General features: G+C 67.2%; 21 protein-coding genes and 1 tRNA gene. 7 read left to right on the plus strand and 15 right to left on the minus strand.

Annotated features, from left to right (window positions below; translation table 11 throughout):
* The 7 genes from EFY87_RS10590 to EFY87_RS10620 all read right to left on the minus strand — a co-directional run bounded on the left by EFY87_RS10590 (position 1) and on the right by EFY87_RS10620 (position 4,648).
* On the minus strand, positions 1-1,182 hold the full coding sequence (locus EFY87_RS10590) for an acyl-CoA dehydrogenase family protein (protein WP_123271455.1): 1,182 nt from the start codon (positions 1,180-1,182) through the stop codon (positions 1-3).
* 452 nt (positions 1,183-1,634) lie between these two features.
* On the minus strand, positions 1,635-1,904 hold the full coding sequence (locus EFY87_RS10595) for a hypothetical protein (protein ID WP_123271456.1): 270 nt from the start codon (positions 1,902-1,904) through the stop codon (positions 1,635-1,637).
* Entirely contained in the window at positions 1,886-2,155 is a 270-nt protein-coding gene (locus tag EFY87_RS10600) for a hypothetical protein (RefSeq protein ID WP_148043305.1), read from the minus strand. Before EFY87_RS10600 ends, EFY87_RS10595 begins: the two co-directional genes overlap by 19 nt.
* A gap of 155 nt (positions 2,156-2,310) precedes the next feature.
* Complete coding sequence (locus EFY87_RS10605; protein WP_123271458.1) at positions 2,311-3,075, minus strand: META domain-containing protein; 765 nt, start codon at positions 3,073-3,075, stop codon at positions 2,311-2,313.
* 102 nt (positions 3,076-3,177) lie between these two features.
* Positions 3,178-3,942, minus strand: coding sequence for an acyl-CoA thioester hydrolase/BAAT C-terminal domain-containing protein (locus tag EFY87_RS10610; protein WP_158607587.1), 765 nt, complete (start codon positions 3,940-3,942; stop codon positions 3,178-3,180).
* 47 nt (positions 3,943-3,989) lie between these two features.
* On the minus strand, positions 3,990-4,415 hold the full coding sequence (locus EFY87_RS10615) for a type II toxin-antitoxin system VapC family toxin (protein ID WP_123271460.1): 426 nt from the start codon (positions 4,413-4,415) through the stop codon (positions 3,990-3,992).
* Entirely contained in the window at positions 4,412-4,648 is a 237-nt protein-coding gene (locus EFY87_RS10620; protein WP_123271461.1) for a type II toxin-antitoxin system VapB family antitoxin, read from the minus strand. Before EFY87_RS10620 ends, EFY87_RS10615 begins: the two co-directional genes overlap by 4 nt.
* Before the next feature lie 43 nt (positions 4,649-4,691).
* Between EFY87_RS10620 and EFY87_RS10625 the strand changes: the two genes are divergently transcribed.
* The gene (locus EFY87_RS10625) at positions 4,692-4,949 is read left to right on the plus strand and encodes a peptide deformylase (protein ID WP_123271462.1); all 258 of its coding nucleotides are present in this window, start codon (positions 4,692-4,694) and stop codon (positions 4,947-4,949) included.
* A 10-nt stretch (positions 4,950-4,959) separates the two neighbouring features.
* Positions 4,960-5,388 carry a cupin domain-containing protein gene (locus EFY87_RS10630; RefSeq protein WP_245988581.1) on the plus strand — a complete coding sequence of 143 codons (429 nt, stop codon included), beginning with the start codon at positions 4,960-4,962 and terminating at the stop codon, positions 5,386-5,388.
* Positions 5,389-5,449: 61 nt separating this feature from the next.
* Here the strand turns inward: EFY87_RS10630 and rplL are convergent, their stop codons facing one another.
* Both rplL and rplJ read right to left on the minus strand, forming a co-directional pair.
* Positions 5,450-5,836, minus strand: coding sequence for a 50S ribosomal protein L7/L12 (gene rplL / locus EFY87_RS10635; protein WP_123271463.1), 387 nt, complete (start codon positions 5,834-5,836; stop codon positions 5,450-5,452).
* 86 nt (positions 5,837-5,922) lie between these two features.
* Entirely contained in the window at positions 5,923-6,543 is a 621-nt protein-coding gene (gene rplJ / locus EFY87_RS10640) for a 50S ribosomal protein L10 (RefSeq protein ID WP_123271464.1), read from the minus strand.
* 408 nt (positions 6,544-6,951) lie between these two features.
* Between rplJ and EFY87_RS10645 the strand changes: the two genes are divergently transcribed.
* Positions 6,952-7,557, plus strand: coding sequence for a DUF3800 domain-containing protein (locus EFY87_RS10645; RefSeq protein WP_148043306.1), 606 nt, complete (start codon positions 6,952-6,954; stop codon positions 7,555-7,557).
* A 514-nt stretch (positions 7,558-8,071) separates the two neighbouring features.
* Entirely contained in the window at positions 8,072-9,256 is a 1,185-nt protein-coding gene (locus EFY87_RS10650; protein ID WP_123271466.1) for a GNAT family N-acetyltransferase, read from the plus strand.
* Positions 9,257-9,276: 20 nt separating this feature from the next.
* Here the strand turns inward: EFY87_RS10650 and EFY87_RS10655 are convergent, their stop codons facing one another.
* Entirely contained in the window at positions 9,277-9,885 is a 609-nt protein-coding gene (locus EFY87_RS10655) for a hypothetical protein (protein WP_158607588.1), read from the minus strand.
* Between the two features lie 19 nt (positions 9,886-9,904).
* Here EFY87_RS10655 and EFY87_RS20305 point away from each other — a divergent pair, with 19 nt between their 5' ends.
* The gene (locus tag EFY87_RS20305; RefSeq protein WP_158607589.1) at positions 9,905-10,141 is read left to right on the plus strand and encodes a hypothetical protein; all 237 of its coding nucleotides are present in this window, start codon (positions 9,905-9,907) and stop codon (positions 10,139-10,141) included.
* A gap of 106 nt (positions 10,142-10,247) precedes the next feature.
* Here EFY87_RS20305 and rplA read toward each other — a convergent pair whose 3' ends face one another.
* The 5 genes from rplA to EFY87_RS10685 form a co-directional block, all read right to left on the minus strand.
* On the minus strand, positions 10,248-10,964 hold the full coding sequence (rplA, locus tag EFY87_RS10665) for a 50S ribosomal protein L1 (RefSeq protein WP_123271469.1): 717 nt from the start codon (positions 10,962-10,964) through the stop codon (positions 10,248-10,250).
* Between the two features lie 190 nt (positions 10,965-11,154).
* A complete protein-coding gene (gene rplK / locus EFY87_RS10670) occupies positions 11,155-11,586 on the minus strand; it encodes a 50S ribosomal protein L11 (protein ID WP_123271470.1) in 432 nt (143 codons plus the stop codon).
* Positions 11,587-11,686: 100 nt separating this feature from the next.
* Positions 11,687-12,586 carry a transcription termination/antitermination protein NusG gene (gene nusG / locus EFY87_RS10675; protein WP_181445476.1) on the minus strand — a complete coding sequence of 300 codons (900 nt, stop codon included), beginning with the start codon at positions 12,584-12,586 and terminating at the stop codon, positions 11,687-11,689.
* Positions 12,587-12,929: 343 nt separating this feature from the next.
* Positions 12,930-13,169: a preprotein translocase subunit SecE gene (gene secE / locus EFY87_RS10680; RefSeq protein ID WP_245988583.1), complete on the minus strand. Its 240-nt coding sequence runs from the start codon at positions 13,167-13,169 to the stop codon at positions 12,930-12,932.
* A gap of 39 nt (positions 13,170-13,208) precedes the next feature.
* A tRNA-Trp gene (locus EFY87_RS10685) sits at positions 13,209-13,281 on the minus strand.
* Positions 13,282-13,460: 179 nt separating this feature from the next.
* Between EFY87_RS10685 and EFY87_RS10690 the strand changes: the two genes are divergently transcribed.
* Positions 13,461-14,408, plus strand: coding sequence for a GNAT family N-acetyltransferase (locus tag EFY87_RS10690; RefSeq protein ID WP_123271471.1), 948 nt, complete (start codon positions 13,461-13,463; stop codon positions 14,406-14,408).
* A 114-nt stretch (positions 14,409-14,522) separates the two neighbouring features.
* Complete coding sequence (locus EFY87_RS10695; RefSeq protein WP_123271472.1) at positions 14,523-16,301, plus strand: RICIN domain-containing protein; 1,779 nt, start codon at positions 14,523-14,525, stop codon at positions 16,299-16,301.
* Positions 16,302-16,318: the final 17 nt, after the last annotated feature.

Genomic DNA, 16,318 nt, shown 5'->3' on the forward strand with positions numbered 1-16,318 from the left:
TCAGCCTTTCAGTCCGAGAATGCCGGAAGCGATGATGCTGCGCTGCACCTCGTTGGATCCGCCGTAGATGGATGCCTTGCGGAAGTTGAGGTAGGTCCTGGTGGCCAGCGCGGTCCAGGCCGCGAGGTCGGTGTCGTCCGGCTGGTGCCACTCCAGGGACGCGGGTCCGGCGATGTCGGCGGTGAACTCGAAGACGTCCTGCTGCAGCTGGGAGCCCCGCAGTTTGAGGATCGAGGAGGCGGGCTCGGGCTTGTCGCCGTGAGAGTTGGCCGCGACGCGCAGCACCGTGAGTTCGAGTGCGGCGAGCTGGGTTTCGAGTTCGGCGAACCGTGCCGCCACCAGTGGCTCCTGCAGCAGGGTGCCGTCGCCGGAGGCGATCTGGGCCGCGTGCTGTTTGGCGCTGGCGAGCGCGCGCTTGATGGTCCCGACTGGGGCAACACCCACCCGCTCGTTGCCGAGCAGGAACTTCGCGATCGTCCAGCCTTGGCCGCGCTCGCCGACCAGCTGGTCGGCCGGCACCCGGACGTCGTCGAAGAAGACCTCGTTGACCTCGTGGCCACCGTCGATGAGCTGGATGGGCCGCACCGTGATGCCGGGCGTCGTCATGTCGATCAGCAGGAACGAGATGCCCTGCTGCTTCTTGGGTGCGTCCGGCTCGGTGCGCACCAGCGCGAAGATCCAGTCGGCGTGCTGCCCAAGGGTGGTCCAGGTCTTCTGACCGTTGACCACCCACTCGTCACCGTCCAGCACCGCCCGGATCTGCAGACCGGCCAGGTCGGATCCGGCACCTGGCTCCGAGAAGCCCTGGCACCACCAGATGTTGAGGTTGGCCGTCGGCGGCAGGAAGCGCTCCTTCTGCTCCTGGCTGCCGAATGTCGCGATCACCGGGCCGACCATGTTCGCGTTGAAGGCCAGTGGTGGCGGGACGCTGGCCGCCTGCATCTCCTGCAGGTAGATATGGCGCTGCAACTGGGTCCAGTCCTTGCCGCCCCACTCGACCGGCCAGTGCGGCACCGCCAGCCCGGCGGCGTTGAGCAGCCGCTGCGCCTCGCGCATGTCGTCGGCACTGGGTTCTCCCCCGGCGGCCCATCGGGCGCGCAAGTCTGCAGGAACCTGCGTGGTGAAGAAGTCGCGCATCTGCTGCTGGAAGGCAGCATCCTCCTCGGACAGGTGTAGGTGCATGATCGAACGACCCTTCGGTTGATCGGCGTGTGCTACTTCACAGTAACCCACTCGCTAAGCGCTTGCTTAGTGATCGCCGGTCACCCGCCGCGCACCTCGTCCGCCGAGTAGAGGTGGAGGAGCGGTGCCGAAAGGCGCCGAGGAGTGCTTCCGAGACCCGGCCGCCGCGGCGGTTGACGGTCAGCTGGCGGAGGAGCGCATCGGAGGTCGAAGCGGGCGACGCTCGCATCGGGTCGGCGCCCTCGCGCCGAGCGGGGTACTTCGGTGTCGAGCGGGGTAGATATCCGGGGCTTGAGCGTGCGTGGTTCTACCCCGCTCGGTGGGCTTCTACCCCGTTCGATGAGACGTGATCCTGACGGCCAGCATCAGGCGCCGCGGGGGCCAGGCTTGCCGCGCTGGTCCGGTGCCGCTGAGGCAGGTGCCGCTGAGGCAGGTGCTCCGCCGGCCCCAGGTCAGGCTGCGCCGGGGGTTGGCATCCGGTCTGGGTGAGGTCCCAGTGCCACCGCCAACGTGCACGAACCCTCCCGCACAGCGCCCGCCACCACCGCGTTGCGGCGGTCACCGTAGGCTTCGGCGACCACGGCCATCGTCTTCGCGTCCTGTGGTTCCACCATCGTGCCCGCTTCGGCCGCGTGGGCGGTGATCCACTGCACCGCCGATGCCGACACCGACGTATTCACCTCACCCCGGATATGCGCCTCCGTCACGACCACGGTCGCCACCTGCGCAGCACGGGAAAATGCACGCCCATCAGCTGGGTCATCAGGTCGGACAACCCGGCCTCACCCACCTGGTACAGCGCACCCGGCACCTCATCCAGGGCAGCCCGGAACTCCCGAGCCAACTCCACGATCTCCGCAGCACGACCCGGCACCACCGGGGGGAACCAATCGGTCGCTGGAAACGTCACCACTACGCGTCGCCGAACCTTCATCCGGGCCGGGCGGCAGGGGTCCGGATTGTTGCTCGTCATACCCGAACCTCCTTACCGCTCAGGGCGTTTCGCCGTACCTGCAGGACATCTGAACGCATCCTGATAGCACAACGGTTCTATCGGATAAATTTTCGGATAATCACAGCAGGCGCCACCCTCGATACCGAGTCACCTACCGAACCGCGACCGCCCCGTCATATACCCGTGGACGTGACCGACACCGAGGCTGTGTCGATCGCGACGAACATCAACCCCGCCCCTCCGGCACCCGTCACCGTGAGATAGCGCCCGGTGATCAGGTAGCGGAAGTCTCGGGTAAGTACGGATAGGTCGACGGAGTGCGCACTCATGTCCCCCGCCGTACGGCGCGTGACTTCCCCGTGTAGGTGCACGGCGTCGCTGCCGACAGTCACCGCGCTGTCGTAGTCGTGGGCTCCGTCGAAGAAGCGCATCCGGCCGTGCTCGAGCGCCAGCCACGCAGTCACCTCGAATGGTGTCGACGTAAGTGCCCTGGTCGGCCCGGTGCCGATGATCAGGCCGTCCAGCATCCAGGCGGTCCGCTCCAGCGGCCGGTTCGGATCGGCGACACGACGGTCGAGAAGCTCCAATCGCACTCCCCGTCCGGTCAGCGTGAGGACATAGCCATCCAGCTCCGCGTCCAGACCCGATTGCAAGAGATCCTGAAGCCACGAGTCCTGATCGTCCAACGCAGGCCCGCAACTCATCTCGGTCATTGACAACGCCTCGACGGTCAGCCGCTGCCCGTCGCACCGCAGTTCACCGGCGAGGTGGTTGCAGCCGGCGTGTGCTCTCAGCCGTCCGCGGGCACCGAAGTCGAGCCGAATGCGGCTCCCCTGCACCAGGACGCGACCGGCTACCGCGGTGGAGAGAAACGCGCGTCCTTCCAACTCGCCGGTCAATGAGCCACTGGACCCGCGCGCTCCTGGATCACTTCCCATGACTGTCAACGTGCCACAGCCCTCGTGGCGGGCGACACGATGACGCAAAACCGTGACAACCAAACTCGCGGCTTGTCGCAACAAACCCTCGCGACGCCAAGGTCACCTCCCTTCGGCCACCGAACGGATGAACTGCACCACCTTCGGCCAAGCATCAGCCCGGGCAGCACGGGTTTGCGGCGGGTCGGCGATGTTCTCGGGCAGGAGGCCGTCGGGCAGCACCGGGAGGAGGTAACCCAGCGCGTGAGTGGCATCGGCATACGTGAGCAACCGGTGGCTGTAGATGCCCTTGTCGACGAGTCGCGTGGCCATAGCGGTAGCCATGGGCCCAGATGGCCAGACCTCATCGGCACTCGCCGCGACGAACATCGTTGGACCGCGCACCAGCTCCACGGGCAGCACCGCGCGAGGATCGTCGCACGTCGGCCCGGACTCGTCGCTGTACGGCAGCGCCGTACCGTTCAGCAGCCATGCTGGCCCGCCCATCGGGTACCCACCGATCACCATGTTGCTCGGCACCGTCACCACCACCGCGTCGACCAGTTCGGCGAAGTGCACGGCGACCAGCACGGCCGCTTCGCTGCCGCGCGACTGCCCCAGCACCACCACCGGGAGATTCGGGCGATCGAGCGTAGAGCGCAGGAGTTCGAGAGCAGTGCGGAAATAGCCGAGCTCAATCCTCCCAAGTCCGGCGGGCAGACCTTCCTGGCCGAAGTAGGCGACCGACATCGCCGCAATCCCGTTGCGGGCCAACGGTTCGGCCAGGTATGACGGTTCGTTGCCGCCCGATCCCCCGATCAGCAGAACCCCGACGTCAGGCGCGGATGCGCCAGGCGTCATCAGCGTCCCGTAGACGCCGTCCGTCACGGGACGCAGCGTCCAAGCGTGGGTGGATGCCATGGCAGGGCCCGGCCTTACGCCGGAAGACGCCAGGAGAGACCCGGGAACCGCGCGAACCCGCGATCCGTGGTGATCCACGTCGCGCCCTGCTCGATTGCCAGCGCCGCGTGGTAGGCGTCCGGAACGACGTGCCCTCTCGGACCGACAATGCGGCAGAGTTCCGCAAAGATGGCGAAGCGTCGCGCTCCGGGGCGGATCGGCACCACCGAAGGTGCGCTCAGCATCGCGTCGCAGAAGGCAAGTACGTCGGCAACCGAACTTGGCTGGCGGTAGGCGCGATGATGAGTCGCGATCCGCACGCCTCCCGAGAGCACGAGTTCACTCATGCCCACCGGTTCGGCACCGGTGAGCACTGCACGCAACCAATCGCGGTAGCGCTCATGGTCGGCGCTGTCTTCTCGGAAGGCATAGAGCAGGACGTTGACGTCGGGGCTGATCATCGGTCCAACAGGTCTGCGAGTGCATCCTTGTCGTTCAGATCGACACCGGGCTGGAGTCCGCCTGCCCCGCTCGTCGGAAACGTCCAGTCGACCTGATCCGGCGACTGAGCTCGGCCACGAAGCAGCACCCGAAGCGCGTCATCCACCACTGAGCCCAGCGATCGCCCGTCACGCGCCGCAGCCATCTTCGCTTCGGCGAGCAGTTGATCATCAATGGTCACCGTCGTGCGCACAGACGCATCATAGAATCACCGTGCTGCATCATGATGCAGCACGGTGACCGGTCCTCAGTGGTCTTGTGTCTCGAGGAAAGCGGGTGCGGTAGAACTGGGTCATGCCCTTCGATCAGTTGCTGCGCGAAGATCAGCCGGTCACGATCACGGGCGTGGCTACATCGCACGGTGCCTGCACCACGAGACCGACCACATCAACGGCATCGTGATGGGAGACCGGCTGTCGAAGAGGGCCCGGCGGCAGTTGCGCAGCGACCATGACGAACGCGCAGTGAGCTATCCAGCGAACTGGCCGGCCTGAGGAGACACCCGTGCCCACCTATCCGTCCGACCCGATCCCCGCAGACCCGAAGGAGCTGGGACTGCAACCGCACCCGGAAGGCGGCTGGTTCCGCGAGACCTGGCGGCACCCCGAGACGGTCGAAACGCCATACGGCACAAGGGCGCTCGCGACCTCGGTGCTCTTCCTGCTCCGCCCCGGAGAGATCTCCGCCTGGCACCGCGTGCGGTCCGCGGAGTTGTGGATCTGGCAGGGCGGCGGGCCCGTGCACCTGACCCTCGGCGGAACAGGCGCGGGCCCTGAGGAGACCGGCGTCGTGACGCTCGGCCCCGGCGGCCAGCATGTCGTCGCGGCCGACGAATGGCAGAGCGCCATACCTGCCGACCCACAGCGCGCGACGCTCGCGGCGTGCGTCGTCTCTCCCGGCTTCGATTTCGCCGACTTCAGCCTGTACTGCTGAACGCGAAAAGGCCCCGATCCGTAGTGGATCGGGGCCTTTCGGGAAGCAGTGACGCGTCAGCTCACTTGAGCTCGACGGTGGCGCCGGCGCCCTCGAGCTGCTCCTTGGCCTTCTCGGCGGCGTCCTTGTCGACGTTCTCCAGAACGGCCTTGGGGGCGCCGTCCACGAGGTCCTTGGCTTCCTTTAGGCCGAGGGAGGTCAGCGCGCGGACCTCCTTGATGACCTGGATCTTCTTGTCACCGGCAGCGGTGAGGACGACGTCGAACTCCGACTTCTCCTCGACCTCTTCGGCGGCGCCACCAGCAGCGCCACCAGCGGCAGCGATGGCGACCGGGGCCGCGGCGGTGACGTTGAAGGTGTCCTCGAACTCCTTGACGAACTCGCTGAGCTCGATCAGGGTCATCTCCTTGAACTGGTCAAGGAGCTCTTCGGTGCTGAGCTTTGCCATGGTGGCAACCTTTCGTTCGTTTCTACGGCCGATCGGGCCGTATGCCGTGAGTGGCGTTGATCGTTAAGCAAACTGGGCCGTGCGGCTCAGCTCTCGTCGCCACCCTCGGCGACGTCGGATGCAGCCTCGGCCGGAGCCTCGGCAGCGGTCTCTTCGGCGGCAGCGGCCGGGGCGTCGGTGGCAACCGGGCCCTCGGTCTCGACCTTGGCGCGCAGCGCGTCGACGACCCGTGCGGTCTGCGACAGCGGCGCGGCGAAGAGGTAGACCGCCTGGCTGAGCGACGCGTTCATCGCGCCGGCCAGCTTGGCGAGCAGGGTCTCGCGAGACTCGAGGCTCGCAAGCTTGGTGATGTCCTCCGATGACAGGGCTTTGCCGTCGAGCACGCCGCCCTTGATCACCAGGAGAGGGTTTGCCTTGGCGAAGTCACGCAGCACCTTGGCCGCCTCGACCGGTTCCCCGGTGATGAAGGCGATCGCGGACGGACCCTGCAGCTGGCCGTCGAATGCCGTGACTTCGGCTTCGGCGGCGGCGCGCTTGGTCAGCGTGTTCTTCACCACGGAATAGGTCGCGTGCTCACGTAGAGAGTTACGCAGCTCGGTGAGCTGTGCCACGGACAGACCGCGGTACTCCGTCAGCACGGCCGCACCCGAGTCACGGAACTTGTCCGTGAGCTCGGCGATGGCTGCCGACTTGTCGGACGTGGCCATGCGGACCTCCTTGTTCGGTGAATGATCGTCCCGAGAGATCGCCGCGGCTCGCCATACGAAAAAGAGCCCCGGCGCAGATGGCCCGGGGCTCACAAGACGATGCACGTCATACGACCCGTATGACGTGCACATTCGTGCTGCCAGGTTCACCTGCGCTGGTCGCCCGCTCGTCTGCGGAACCTTCGGTCACGTGTTGCCACGTGACAACCGGCGGTCTTCGGTCTGTCCATGGTAGGGGCGAACGTGCGGTGGCGCCAAATCGAGGCTTCCACCACCGGCGAGCCAGTGGCTCCTGGGAACCGGCCCACTCTCAATTTTTGCTGTAAGACAGGCTGTACTCGCACGGCCGCGTCCGGGTGAGCCAGACGTGCGCTTGGGGTGTCGGACCGCGGCTGGCACACTTCCGAGGTGTCGTATTCGTCCGTGGGCCCGGTGCAGTTGACGTCGCCTATCGTCGCCTGGCTGGATGAATCAGGTTCGAATAGTGCCTTGGATCCGAATACGTACATGCTGGCGGCTGCGATCTGTCGTGCGGAGAACGTCGAGACGGCACGCGCAGCGATGTCGGAGGCTTCGCTCAAGGGCCAGCGGAAGATCCATTGGCGCGATGACAACGATAAGCGGCACCGGGCCGTGATTGAGGTTGTGGCCGGTCTGCAGGTCGAGCATCTCGTGGTGGTTCGGTCTCGGCCCACCAATAGTGCTGACTCTCCTGAGCGTCGCCGTCGCAAGTGTCTTGAACGGATCCTGTTCGAGCTGACGTCGATGGATGTCGGTCACGCGATCATGGAGTCGCGAGGCCCCGCAGACGACAGACGGGACCGCGCGATGCTCGATCACCTGCGCAGGACGCGCGCGTTGCCTGCCACGATCCGCCTTGATCACGCACCCGGGCCCAGCGACCCGATGCTGTGGATCGCGGACGCCGTGTGCGGTGCGGTATCGGAATCACGATGGGACAACGCGTTCTGTTACGAGCAGCTCGCGGGCAAGATCGAACTCGTGGAGATTTGACCCGTACACGACGCAAGCCCCAGGCCCTGTCATCCGGCAGGATCTCCTGAGGCTCACTTCCAGTTCTCACCGCAGTGGAACTAGCTACGCCTCTATCGTCCACGAAAGGTCAACCCAGGTCAACCCAGGTCTACCCAGGTCAGTATCTGACCTGGGGCGGCGGGCCCTGCACGTTGTTGTCGGGGCATCATTGGCCCGTGTCGCGTGATCGGCGTAGGTCATGTCAGAGGGCGGCTCCAGACCAGGTGAGGGCACCGGCCAGGCGGCGGGACGTCCGTCTCACAGCGGCCGGCCACGGCACGCGCCGGCCCAGTTCCCGCGCTAACGCATTGCGACAGGGGTCGCAGGGCCCTTATGTCGGTGTGTCGCCGCGAAGGGAAGGTGGACGAAGGTGTGAAGAGCGTTGGCGGCCCCGCGGGCAGCGTATGGAACGGGCGCTATACAGATCGCGCGGTATGACGCCCGTTCTGTATAGCGCGGAGGCCGAGCACCGGCACCTCGTAGGCTCGAGCGGGTGGAACCACAGATCCGGGAGCTGACCGACGCCGACCGCGAGACCAATCACCGGCTCGGCGCGGAGGCATTCGGCTATCCGCAGGATCAGCAGCCCGCGACGTTGCCGCCGCAGGGCGGTCGCGTGTTCGGCGCGCTCGTCGAGGGCGTGCCGGTCGCCAAGATCCGGCTACACGACTACGACGTGCACCTTCCCGGCGGCCGGCGCATCGCTGCCTGCGGCATCGCGGGGGTTGCCGTGCAGCCCGAATGGCGCGGCAGCGGCCTGCTCACGCCACTCCTGCGAACCGGGCTCAGGGACGCGCAGGAAGCAGGCCGACCGATCAGCATCCTCTTCCCAAGCGCTGCCGGCATCTACCGGCGGTTCGGCTACGAGGTGGTCGGCAGCCTCGAACAACGCAGGGTCGCGTCCGCTGACCTCGCCAGAATCCCTGCGCCGCAAGGGATTACGCTCCGCCGCGCGACTCCGGCCGACATACCCGCGCTCCTGCGGCTGTATGGCGAGTGGGCGGCCGATCGCCTCGGCCCGCTGACCCGCACGGGCCCGGCCGAACCGATGCTGACCGCCGACTACCTCACCGGCGCCGCGGAGGTGACGCTTGCGCTGGACGTAGCCGGCCGGCCTGTCGGCAGTGTCCGCTGGACTCGCGGAGTCGGGGACGATGCAGCGACCTCGGTGATCGAGGTCGATGATCTCATCGGCGTCAGCCCGGAGGCGACCCGTGCGCTGTGGCGGCTCCTGGGCGGCTTCGCGTCGACCAGCGGCCGGATCACCGTTGAGTTGCCGTCCGGCGACGAGGCATTGACCGCGCTACCTGTCGAGCCCGCGCCTTCGGTCCACGAGCACCGGTGCATGCTCGCCCTGCTCGACGTGTCCGCGGCATTCGGGGCGCGCCGCGGCATACCCGGCCTCGCGGCGACCTTGCCGTTCCGGGTCGAAGGCGGCTTCGCCAAGGGCGTCGACGGCGGCTACGAACTCGTCGCCCAAGGCGGCGAACTTCGTTGCAGTACAACCACATCCGCCGACGGACCGGTCTTCACCGCGCGCGGTCTCGCCGCCTTGTATGGCGGGGCGCAACGCTGCTCCGCCCTGCGTCACGCCGGGCTGCTGCACGGTCCCGCCGGCGATGACCCGGTGTGGGATGCGCTGTGCAGCACGCCCTTCCAGATCTGTGACTACTTCTGACGGTGCAGGCAGCTTCCAGGTCAGGCGTCGGTCGAGTCAGGGGGCGCGCTGATGGTGACCGCCGGACCCCACCCGCGGTAGTCCACCTGCAGCGTGACGGCACCATTGATGATCGTGTCAACCTGTCGGACAAGCCCGTTCGGCGCGATGGCCTCCACAATGTCCTCCCCACCGGGCGGTGCCTGGACCTGCGACATGCCCGTCTTGTCCAACGCAGCCGCCACCTGGCGCTGTGTCGCATGGGTCCGGTAGGTGATGGCAGCCGGCGTCACCGCCACCACTTTCCACACCGCATCCGGAGATCCGGCCGTCCCCCCACGCTGACTCTGTTGCATCGCCTGCACCAACGGCCCGAACTGCTTGGCAAGCGCGTCAGAGGCACCCTGACGGATCGCGAGCCAGCCGGTGCCGGCACTCACCACCTTGAAATAGAGCACCTTGTCGACATAGACCACTCCGAACTCTTGGGAGCCGACGTGCTCGGTCAGCTTGGTCGCTGCGGTGCCGTCGTGCGCGAAGGACACGATGCCCGTGGACCGCATGGCACCGCCAGCACCGCTCTGGGTCATCTGGGCAGACTTACCCTTCCGGGCACGTTCGACCGCCGCCGCGAGCTTCGCCCCTGGCACCGGGTCCCCGACCTTCGCAGTGAGCCGCACGACGGCCGCCGACGAGCCCGAACCACTGGTGGGCGGGCGCGGCGATGAACTGGTGGTTGCCGATCCCGAAGGGTGCGCGGCCGGCGTGCTGGCTGTCGCCGCCGAAGTGGTGGACCGGCTACCTCCGGCCGGGTGCGTGGCACCGGCCGAATGCCCTGAGCTGCAACCGCCGACGAACGCGACGGCCACGGCGACGCCTGCGCAGGCAAGCGCCGGCCGAGTATGACAGATCCCCATAGCCGGAGCGTATCGTCTCGCCCGGCTCGCCCACGTCATACGACGAAAACGGCCGCCGCCCCACCGGGCAGCGGCCGCTTCGTGCGTGCGACGGATCAGGCGTCGGCGCCCTCTTCCATCAGGTTGCGGGTCACCGAGGCGTCGAGCGGGATGCCCGGGCCCATCGTGGTCGCCATGGTCGCCTTGGTGATGTAGCGACCCTTGGACGCGGCCGGCTTCAGTCGCAGGATCTCGTCCAGCGCCGCACCGTAGTTCTCGATCAGGGCCTTCTCGTCGAAGGAGACCTTGCCGATGATGAAGTGCAGGTTGCCGTGCTTGTCGACACGGAACTCGATCTTGCCGCCCTTGATGTCGGTGACCGCCTTGGCGACGTCCATCGTGACGGTGCCGGTCTTCGGGTTCGGCATCAGGCCACGCGGACCGAGCACCTTGCCGAGCCGGCCGACCTTGCCCATCAGGTCCGGGGTGGCGACGACCGCGTCGAAGTCGGTCCAGCCGCCGGCGACCTTGTCGAGCAACTCGTCCGAGCCGACGAAGTCCGCACCCGCGGCCTCGGCTGCAGCGGCCTTGTCACCGTTGGCGAAGACCAGCACCCGAGCGGTCTTGCCGGTGCCGTTCGGCAGGTTGACAGTGCCGCGCACCATCTGGTCGGCCTTACGCGGGTCGACGCCGAGACGGAACGCGACCTCCACGGTCGAGTCGTACTTGGTCTTCGCACCCGACTTGGCCAGGCGCACCGCCTGCAGCGGGGTGTAGACCGTGCTCTTGTCGATCTGCTCCGCCGCTGCGCGGTAGTTCTTGCTGTGCTTCATGTTCTGTCCTATCTGATCGGAACGATCGGCACAGCCGATCCTTCCTTCGGGAGTGTGGTTGTCCGGGCCGAAGCGGGCCCATCCACGGTGTGTTGGTACTACGCCGAACTCAGTACCTTTTGTCGCTCTTCCTCGGACTCCGCTACGGCCGGCACTCACAAGCTCGCGCCAACCTCCGCTGCGTCCTTCGTCAGAGCTCGGTGTCAATACCCATCGAGCGCGCCGTCCCCGCGATGATCCGCGAGGCCATCTCGATGTCGTTCGCGTTCAGATCGGCCATCTTCTCCTGGGCGATCTCGCGCACCTGGTCCTTGGTCAGCTTCGCGACCTTGGTCTTGTGCGGTTCGCCGGAACCCTTGGCGACACCGGCGGCCTTCTTGATCAGCTCGGCGGCCGGCGGGGTCTTGGTGATGAAGGTGAACGAGCGGTCTTCGTAGACCGTGATCTCGACCGGGATGACGTTGCCGCGCTTGTCCGCCGTGGCGTCGTTGTACGCCTTGACGAACTCCATGATGTTGACGCCGTGCTGACCGAGCGCGGGACCGACCGGCGGGGCGGGCGTTGCCTGGCCGGCCTGGATCTGCAGCTTGATGAAGCCGGAGACCTTCTTCTTGGGAGGCATGCTGATGTTCTCTTCCTGGTGGTGGGCCGACGCCGCAGGGCGATGACCCGGTTGCTGTGCCCGGCGAGCATTCCTCGCGGGCGGTATGCCGTGCCTCGACTCAGATCTTGGCGACCTGGTTGAAGGACAGCTCGACCGGGGTCTCCCGGCCGAAGATGGACACGAGCACCTTGAGCTTCTGGGTGTCGGTGTTGATCTCGGAGATCGACGCGGGCAGGGTCTCGAACGGGCCCTCCATGACGGTGACGGATTCGCCGACCTCGAAGTCGACCTCCGCGCCGGCCGCGGCCTTGCCCGGTTGTGTCGCGGTGCCACCACTGGGGGCAGCGGCGTCGCCGGTGCCGGCCGGCTCCTCGAAGACCGGGTTGAGCATGGTGACGACCTCGTCGATCGACAGCGGCGACGGCTGGTGGGCGTTGCCCACGAAGCCCGTCACGCCGGGGGTATGGCGCACCGCACCCCAGCTCTCGTCGGTCAGATCCATGCGAACCAGCACATATCCGGGCATCCGCACCCGCGTGCCGGTCTTGCGCTGGGAGTTCTTGATCTCGGTGAACTCCTCCATCGGCACCTCGACCTGGAAGATGTAATCCTCCATGTTCAGGCTCGTCATACGGGTCTCGAGGTTGGCCTTGACCCGCTTCTCGTAGCCCGCGTAGGAGTGCACGACATACCACTCGCCGAACTGCATCTTGAGATCGGCGATGTATGCCGCCCGCTGCTCCTCGACACTCAGCGCCGGGGCCTCGTCCTCGTCAGCCGACTCGTCGGCGGCGACGTCCTCGCCCAGGTCCGCACCCTCGGCGGCAACCTCGGCCTCGGCCTCACCGGAACCCTCGGCTCCGTCGACCTCTTCCTCATCGCGCTCCGCGTCGGCTTCGGCGGCAGCGTCGCTCTCCGCCTCGGCGATCTCGGCCTCGATCTCGGGGTCGTCACCGGCCTCGTCGGCGTCGGCGTCGATCTCGTCGTCGCCGTCCGCGCCGTCATAGTCCTGGTGGATGGCGGCGATCTCCGCGGGGTCCTCGGGGTCGGCTCCCTCGTGCGCGCTGGCCAGCGTCTGCTCGCTGTCACTGTCGCCGTCGGCCAGGTCGAGGTCGTCCTCAAAGGTCTCCCGCAGGTCGTCCGCAGGTGCCTCGTCGTCGGACAGGTGGGCGTCGTCGAGTGCGTCGACGTCCTGTGCGTCCTCGGTCGCGGTGTCGGCGTCCCACGCCTCACCCTCGGCGCGCACCGCGTCCAAGGCCTGTGCCTCTTGCGGGTTCAGCTCGCCAGTCATTGCCCTGCTTTCCTTGAAGTTCGTGTCGGACCGGGTGGCCGTCACTCGTCGCGACGGCACCTGCCACCTGTCAGCCGAAGATCCAGCTGACGAAGCGCTCCATCAGCTGGTCCAAGCCGAGGACGTAGGCCATGATCAGCGCCAGGAAGACGATCAGCGCGATCGTGTAGCTGACCAGCTCGTCCCGAGTCGGCCGCACGACCTTGCGCAGCTCATCGATGACCTGCCGGATGAACAGCCAGATCTTCCCGAGCCCGCGCGGGGATTTCTCCTCGGTCGAGCCACGCGGGGAGGCGGTGCTCGTGCTCACGATGGTTCCTGCCTTGTCGGTGCTGATGGACCTGTCCTGCAGGGCACGAGGGACTTGAACCCCCAACCCCCGGTTTTGGAGACCGGTGCTCTGCCAATTGAGCTAGTGCCCTCCGAGCTTCAAACCGCCGCGGTGCGCCCGTTTTCCGGGCATGCCGCATCAGCTTGAGATTGATCGGTGGGTCAAGCATACGGGGTGCGCCCCGCTCCCAACAAAACGACGACCGGCCGATCGTGGTTCCGGACGGCGGCGCGCTTGCAGCCCGGCAGGCAATGCAGCAGCCTGGCAGCCATGTTGCGCTGGGATCACCTGAGCCCGCAGATCGTGCCGCACTGGGCCGAACTGACCAACCTGCTCGCCGCGTATGACGACACCGGCGAGTTCTACGAGCCGGCGGACCTGGCCGAAGAGCTCACCGAGCACGGCTTCGAGCCGGCGGCCGACAGCTGGACGGTCTGGGACGGCGAAACGCTGGTCGCCTACGGGCAGCTGCGGGTCAGCGGCTCGCTCACCGCCGACGGTTTCGCGCGAGCCGGCCTCGACGGCGGGGTACACCCCGAGTGGCGCGGTCGCGGCATCGGCACGGCGTTGCTGGACCGGATGGAGCCGCGGGCGCTCCGGCTGGCGGCCACCCGCCATCCGGGTGCGCCGATCCAGGTGCGGCCGGCCCAGACCCGCGAAGACAGCGACGCGGCAACACTGTTCGCGCGGCGTGGCTTCGCACCCTCCCGGTGGTTCACCGACATGCGCCGGCCGCTTCCCGGCGAGGCACTACCGGCTGCGGCCGCACACACGGTGCCACTGGCCGCCGAACACGGCGAGGCGCTGCGGCAGGCACAGAACGACGCCTTCTCCACGCATTGGGGTTCGACCGCACAGACGCCGGCGATGTGGCAGGACTACCTCGGCTCGCGCGGCCTGCGCCCGGGGGTCTCCCGTCTCGTGGTCGACGACGACGGCGCCGTCCTGGCCTATGCACTGGTGGAGGAGTGGGTCGCGCGGGAGTGCTACTTCGGCCTGATCGGCACCGTGCAGCGAGCGCGAGGCCGCGGCCTCGCGCGGGGGGTGCTGGTCGCGTCGCTTCACGCGGCGATCGAGTCCGGCTCGTATGACGTGGCAACCCTCGAGGTCGACACCGCGAACCCGACCGGGGCGGGACGGCTCTACGCGTCGGTCGGTTTCACGCCCGTGCGCACCCGTGCGGCGTTCACCAAGGTGGTGCAGCCCATGCTGGAATGATTATTGATGAATCAATCGACCTCTAACGATCGCTTAACGTCATAAATTGGCTAGCGTCGATGGCGTCGGGCGCGCACTCCCCCGCCCGTTCCGCAGAGAATCGAGGTCGTCCCCATGCACCGCACCAGCACCCTGCGCATTGCCACCGTCGCGATCGCCGGCCTGGCCTGTGCCACCGCCTTCACACCGAGCGCGCATGCCGCGACAGCACCGTCATACCGGATCAGCGTCGGGAGCATCGGCACCTTCAACTACCCCACGGACACGCCCGCGTCGCCGTTCATCGATGCCAACGGCACCTTCCACTTCCAGGAGTCCGCGTCGCTGTATGGCGCGACCGACCTGCACGAGTGGGACTTCTACACCGGCCGGAACATCGACACCGCGACCGAGGACAAGGCGCTGTCGAACGCCGTCAACCCGGCGAACCCGCAGGATGCCAACAACAACACCGTATGGCGCTGCCTCAACGGCCCGACCGGTCGTGAGGCGACCCAGGCGCCGACCCCTTCCGGCTATGCGTTCGCGAACTACTGCGATCTGGTCGGCACCTGGGTCGACCCGGACACCGGCAACTGGATCGGCCTCGTGCACAACGAGTTCACGCCGCAACCGTTCGGCGACGGGCTGCACTACGACGCGATCGACTACGCCGTGTCCACCGACCACGGCAAGACCTGGAAGATCACCGGGCACGCGATCACCTCGCCATACAGCACGAAACGCGGTGACACCAAAGCCTTCCCGCAGCAGACCTACTACTACGGCGACGGCGACCCGCGGCTGTTCGTCGACATGCGATCGGGCTACTTCTACGTCTACTACGGCTCACGGATCGTCGACAAGAACGGCAGCTGGGGCGGCTTCGCCGAGCACGTCGCACGCGCTCCGATCAGCGGCAAGATGGCGACCGGCACCTGGCAGAAGTACTACAACGGCTCCTGGCACCAGCCCGGCATCGGCGGCAAGGAGAGCGACCTGGTCTCCACCCAGCGGTCGGCCACCGGGTATGTCGCACCGGGCAAGCAATACAACCCCAGGAACTCCGGCAGCATCGCGCAACAGCAGTCGGCGGGCACCATCCCCGCGAACTCCGACCTGTTCATCCTGAACGTCGCGTATGACGCCTACCTCGGCAAGTACATCGGCACACCGGAGCATCTGACGCCGAACGAGCCGCAGCGCATCTACGCCACCACCTCACTCGCGCACCCGAAGTGGACTCTCATCGGCGACACCGGCGCGGCATACGAGACCGAGTCCTGGTATCGCTGGTTCATCGACCCGGTCAGTAAGACCCAGGGCCAGACGGTGGGCAGGACGTTCGACAGCTACTGCTCGATCGCGTGCGCCAATGGGTCCGACGGCGACTACGCGACCATCACGGTCGACACGAACGCGCCCGCCACCTCGCCGGTACGCACCGGCCGCAACTACCTGCTGGTGTCCGGCTCGGGCGCAGTCCTCGGTCAGGCCTCGGGGCACAGCACGCGGACGGCACTGGCCAGCCGGACCTCGCCGTTCGCGCGGTGGACGTTCCGGGCCAACGGGGACGGCTCCTACGAGGTCGTGAACACGCTCTCCGGCCTCGCCCTCGGCGTCACCGACACCAGCAACGCGGGCCGCGCGTGGGGCGCGGCGACCAACCTGGCCGCGATCCCGAAGTCGGGTCCGACCGCCGGGCAGCAGTGGTTCATCCAGGCGACGACCGACAAGGGCACGCGGGACTTCCGGCTGGTCAACCGCTACAGCGGGCTCGTCCTGGACCTGGGCGGCGGCAGCGGCAGCTTCGCCCGGACCGAGCCCTACCGCAACTGGACCGGTCCGAAGGGGAGCAACGGCTTCGCCCGCAAGCCGGCGACCCAGGAGCTGTCTTTCGTTCCGGTCGGCTGATCGAGGGGACCCGCAAC

Source organism: Flexivirga caeni, assembly GCF_003724155.1.
In the GTDB taxonomy this organism is placed as follows: Bacteria; Actinomycetota; Actinomycetes; order Actinomycetales; family Dermatophilaceae; genus Flexivirga; species Flexivirga caeni.

Bases quoted from the DNA above. Each gene is read 5' to 3' on its own strand.
- rplL (WP_123271463.1), bottom strand. From the start codon at position 5,836: ATGGCAAAGCTCAGCACCGAAGAGCTCCTTGACCAGTTCAAGGAGATG.
- EFY87_RS10695 (WP_123271472.1), top strand. From the start codon at position 14,523: ATGCACCGCACCAGCACCCTGCGCATTGCCACCGTCGCGATCGCCGGC.
- EFY87_RS10690 (WP_123271471.1), top strand. From the start codon at position 13,461: ATGTTGCGCTGGGATCACCTGAGCCCGCAGATCGTGCCGCACTGGGCC.
- EFY87_RS10590 (WP_123271455.1), bottom strand. From the start codon at position 1,182: ATGCACCTACACCTGTCCGAGGAGGATGCTGCCTTCCAGCAGCAGATG.
- rplA (WP_123271469.1), bottom strand. From the start codon at position 10,964: ATGAAGCACAGCAAGAACTACCGCGCAGCGGCGGAGCAGATCGACAAG.
- rplJ (WP_123271464.1), bottom strand. From the start codon at position 6,543: ATGGCCACGTCCGACAAGTCGGCAGCCATCGCCGAGCTCACGGACAAG.
- EFY87_RS10600 (WP_148043305.1), bottom strand. From the start codon at position 2,155: ATGACGAGCAACAATCCGGACCCCTGCCGCCCGGCCCGGATGAAGGTT.
- EFY87_RS10605 (WP_123271458.1), bottom strand. From the start codon at position 3,075: ATGGGAAGTGATCCAGGAGCGCGCGGGTCCAGTGGCTCATTGACCGGC.
- EFY87_RS10615 (WP_123271460.1), bottom strand. From the start codon at position 4,415: ATGATCAGCCCCGACGTCAACGTCCTGCTCTATGCCTTCCGAGAAGAC.
- rplK (WP_123271470.1), bottom strand. From the start codon at position 11,586: ATGCCTCCCAAGAAGAAGGTCTCCGGCTTCATCAAGCTGCAGATCCAG.